This is a genomic window from Calothrix sp. CBUCES-K 9914 (assembly GCF_059640475.1).
On record NZ_JBXXZH010000441.1, the window covers coordinates 1 to 4406 of the forward strand.

At 40.1% G+C, this 4406-nt stretch carries 4 protein-coding genes; all 4 read right to left on the bottom strand.

What is annotated here, in order from left to right:
- Nucleotides 1-115: 115 nt before the first annotated feature.
- The 4 genes from AC2JBO_RS43435 to AC2JBO_RS43450 all read right to left on the bottom strand — a co-directional run bounded on the left by AC2JBO_RS43435 (nt 116) and on the right by AC2JBO_RS43450 (nt 4388).
- On the bottom strand, nt 116-1687 hold the full coding sequence (locus AC2JBO_RS43435) for a hypothetical protein (RefSeq protein ID WP_496959821.1): 1572 nt from the start codon (nt 1685-1687) through the stop codon (nt 116-118).
- Nucleotides 1687-1836, bottom strand: a complete 150-nt coding sequence (locus AC2JBO_RS43440) for a hypothetical protein (RefSeq protein ID WP_496959822.1) — start codon at nt 1834-1836, stop codon at nt 1687-1689. The genes AC2JBO_RS43435 and AC2JBO_RS43440 overlap by 1 nt, the downstream gene beginning before the upstream one ends.
- Before the next feature lie 263 nt (nt 1837-2099).
- Nucleotides 2100-3602, bottom strand: coding sequence for a hypothetical protein (locus AC2JBO_RS43445; protein ID WP_496959823.1), 1503 nt, complete (start codon nt 3600-3602; stop codon nt 2100-2102).
- A 12-nt stretch (nt 3603-3614) separates the two neighbouring features.
- Nucleotides 3615-4388 (bottom strand): TIGR03943 family putative permease subunit, encoded by a 774-nt coding sequence (locus AC2JBO_RS43450; RefSeq protein ID WP_496959824.1) that lies wholly within the window; start codon nt 4386-4388, stop codon nt 3615-3617.
- Nucleotides 4389-4406: the final 18 nt, after the last annotated feature.

The following is a 4406-nucleotide window of genomic DNA, read 5'->3' on the forward strand; positions in this document are numbered from 1 at the left end:
CTGAAACAGTCTTGGACACTTGGACAGTGTATTAAGCTGTCCTTGTGAAAGTCGCATTAAATGGGTTTCGTCGAAAAGCATAATTTGGAATTAACAAAGTGCAGAAGCAGGAGTGTTAAGGTGGTGGTGGAAATTTAGGTAGTTGTACAGAGGCGAGCGATTTGCGTCCTTTGGGTGGGCGTTTGGGGTAAACTACAGGCGAAGGCGAATTAGCATCATCAATATTATGAGAAGGATGATGAGGTGATTCGATAGCAGGTAAATCTAAATTTGTCAACTGCGAAACTTCTGCCCAGTAGTCTTCAATTTCTTGAGTATTTGTATTTGATCTATTTTGGGCAGATGGTTCGATGACTATTTCGGGGGTTATTGGCAAAGAACCTGTATCTACAACTGTATCCCAAATATCGTCTTTGCTTTCAACTTCCTTCTCTATTTCATTAGATATAGGTTCACTAGATATAGGCGCCGACTGGGAAACAAAGTACATTTGAATAACGCTATCGATTTGCTCATCGAAGCTATTTGTATTACTTTGTATATCTTGTAATATAAGTGGTGCCTCTAATGGTTCTGTTTGCTCAACAGGTTCTGTTGGTTCAGTCTGTGGGATAGGAATATCTGTATTAGATTTAATCACATTGTCAACAGAAGTATTTTCCTCTATTTGCTGAGTATCAAAATCAAACTCAGAATCTAAGTCTCCAGACCAGGGTTTTATTGGTTGGGCATTTACAAACAACGACTTAAATTTCTTTAAAGAAGCAGAATCATCTATTGTAGGTTGGGTAGTTTGAGTTTGAGATACCTGTTCATTACCAGAAGAAACAGGGTCAAGGCATTTTTCTAGGGCAGCTTTAAATTGTAGTGTCTGACGCTGCTGTCGCATTAACCTAGTTCGTAACTCGTTACAAGCAGTCTCAGACTGAATAAGTTGTTGTGACTGCGAACTGTAGTTAGTTTGCAGTAAAGCACACTCCCGTTCTAACTGAGCAAGACGCTGCTGGTTGAATTCTAACTGAGCTTTGTAAGTTTCAATTAAAGTTTCTTGACGTTGAACGTTTTGTAAAGAGTTTTCTAATTGCTGATAAACTGACTTAACTTGGTCTTGAACTGCACAAAGTTCCTGCGTTTGCTGTTTGAGCATCGCTTCAGTTACGCTATAACGCTTTTGCTGAAATTGCACAGCTTTTTCTGACTCTGCCAAACGAGATGTTAATTCTTCAACTTTTTTATAAAGTTCATCGTTAGCTGTTCGCAATTCGTGGTTTAATGCCAGCATCTGCTGAAACTCAGCGTCAACAGCTGCCAAATGGGCGCCATCTGGTTCAGCTACCCAATCATGAACTTGTGTACTTTGCTCAGGTAAAGCATCTGCTTGCTCTTGCGGTTGCTCAACATTTGTGATAGTTTCACTTTCCCACTGTTCTTGATTTAGGGTAAAAACCTGGTATCGTGAATCGCTATATGATTGTTTATATATATGGGCATCGTCGTTACTGACCTGTTCACTTGGCGCCTCGTTTACAGGTGATAACTTTGTATTCGTTAAATTCTGGTTTGGTATAACCGAGTAAAAAGGACAATCAACAGGCTCAGATTGTACAGTTATCTCAGTTATCTCAGTTATCTCAGATAAAGGCGGTTGTTTGGAAGCCCCATTATCTGGGGTGTCAGTTTCATTCATTACTCTTCACCCACAAATTTAAATTTTGAAGCCAATAAGCACAAACTATTGCTGTATAAACGTTTCCGAAATTGGTTGCGACTATATAGCCACAAAGATTTTTCGGCGCCTACTACACCTATTAAAACTGCTGAGGTAAAAACTACCATACTATAACTTTATAAAATTTTACCTAGAACACCCAGAAAGTAACCTAGGGCTTGTAAGCCTTATTAGTATTTTTTAGCACTTTTCGTACTCAGAATGCTACTTAATAAGTAAAACGTAGGGTGCGTGAAGGCTACGAAAAAATAGCAACGTAGCTACAAGACTTGTAGCCTTCACGCACCGACTGCTTATTAAAGCAAAACTCAGGTGCGTGGCGCCACCAGATGCTTGCTTCGTTTCACAATTTTTGGTGGCGCCACGCACCCTACGGTAACCAACGAGGGTAAAATCCAGACAAAGGTAGTTGTTCGGGTTTAATTTCGGTAGTAGTTGAGTTGTCGGCGACGGGTAATAAAGGCATTAACCAAAGACTACTGTTGGAAATAGCTTCGCCTGATGATGTTTTGAGCGAACCAGCAGTTGTGGGGGCACCTGGGTCTGCACTAACTACTTGGTCGAATAGTAAGCCTAAACCATCGGGTGCCAGACTCATTTGTATGTTTCGCTGACCTGCGGGAAGTACTAATAATGGTTTTTGTTGCCCAGTCTTTAAGTTAATAGCAATTAAATACGGTTGTTCTATAAACTGGTCGCCAGGTAATAATTGAGTAATTAAACAGTACAGGTTAGGTGAAGCTGCGTCAAATTGACAACCAAGTACTGAGCCTGGGGTTTTAATTAGCTCTTTATTTACACCTTGGTTTGTAACTAGGAACAATGAGCGAGTCGGGTTGTTAAAGTCGCTGTTGAACTTGACCATTGCTGCTTGAGTTCCATCTTTTGAAAACGCTTGCACTTGTCCAAATTGAGGCAAAAAGTCAAGTGGTCTGCTACCATCTTTTTGTAATGGCAAAATAGCTGCACCTTGTCCTTGGACAACAGCCACACCCCTACTGTCGGGGGTAATTAAAAAATCTCCGCTTGGTTGACTTTCTATACGGGTAAGTTTACTTTCTTCGTCCGTTTTGCGCCCGGGCATAAACCATAGTCCAAAGTCACCTGGTTTATTTCTCTTGCCACGTTGGATAACTATTGTTTTACCATCGGGTGATAAATCAAACTTGAGATTTTGATACTCTTCACTATCCAATACTAAATCAACACTACTTGCTGGTTCTTCTTTTCCAGGTTGACTACTAATGCCAGTGGTGACAGTATATATTTTGTTGGAGAGCTGGTCTTGGTTTGTTTTGGCACGCGCGGAGAATAGGACTTTATCACCTTCTGGGTAAGGTTTGAAGTCCATAACTACCAAATCTTTAGGAGTGAGGATACTTTTTTGCGTTTTAGTGAAGTTGTAAACTACTAACCTTCCCTGTTCTTCTCCCGTTGCACCAATATAGATGACAGCACGGTCGTGTGTGCTAAAATCTCCAGAAAAAGCTTGAAGAGTATGCTTTTTACGCTGTTTAGCTGCAAACTTATCAACTGCTCCGTCTAATTTAACTTTGTAGCTTGTTCCATACGGCGCCGGTATTAGGAGCGTATATACCATTCGTCGTCCTGCCCAACTATACTTACCAGCAAGTGGAGGTTCAATTTTTAAGTTACTTTCAACACTTTTAGCATCCATTGGACGACTAAACGTCATACTAAAAGAAGTATCATCGGCACCGATTTTTTGATTTTCCCAGCTAAAGTTTCTAACGCTGGCTCGAACGACATCACCTTGTAATATAAGTATGCCAATTAATACGCTAATTATTAATATCAGCGCTAAAGACATTCGGTCTATTGGTAATAGTAATGACTTTTTCTTTGCAACCATTTGATTTTGGATTTATGAACTATAAGGATTTTTTGGTTGTGGTATTTCTTTGATGGATGTTGCGTTGAGGGTAAGGTGACGTTTACCAGAGAAGGTTTCTGTACTCATTTTGCCTTCGACTTCAAACCATTTATCTGCTGGATATTTATCGCGACTGTCGGGAAGTTTAACTGGTAAACCTATTGGGTATGCGTCAGCAGCACAACAAGTAATTACAAAGCGTGATAACATCATAAACTCTTTACCAATATCATTCGGATACATGGCAAAACCTTGGACTTTGGCTTTTTGCCCAGCGTAAGCATCAGGCTCTGGGTAAACGTTAAGTGTTCTTACCCACTCTACAAGTGTCCTTTCTTCTGGACGAACTGACGCACGGAACGCTTGAGGTTGAGAACGTGTTGGTCCAAGTAGCTCGGTAACGCTTCTATCCATAGCGCTTTGACTAGCAAAAACTTGGGGTGTTATTATAAAACCAAGCAGCGCAGCAAATAATAATAGCGAACTGCTCCATCCTGGTGGAAAAACTGTTATATGTTGGGCGCCTACAATTTCAGTGTAGCGACGTTTTTGTAATAGTTCTTTGCCTTTAAAGAAAGCAACTAATAGTAATCCAATACTAGCAATAATTATCAGCCAAAAATAATCTGGATGTATTAATATATTTAATTTGCCTGTTGACCAATATTTTAACATCAAAACTCCCCATGCTCCGATTGCCAAGATATCGAGCCAAGCTAGAAGTTTTGGAGAAATTTTACGTTTGGTATTTGTTGTGCTTGTCATTAGGAAGAAAGTTAAGAG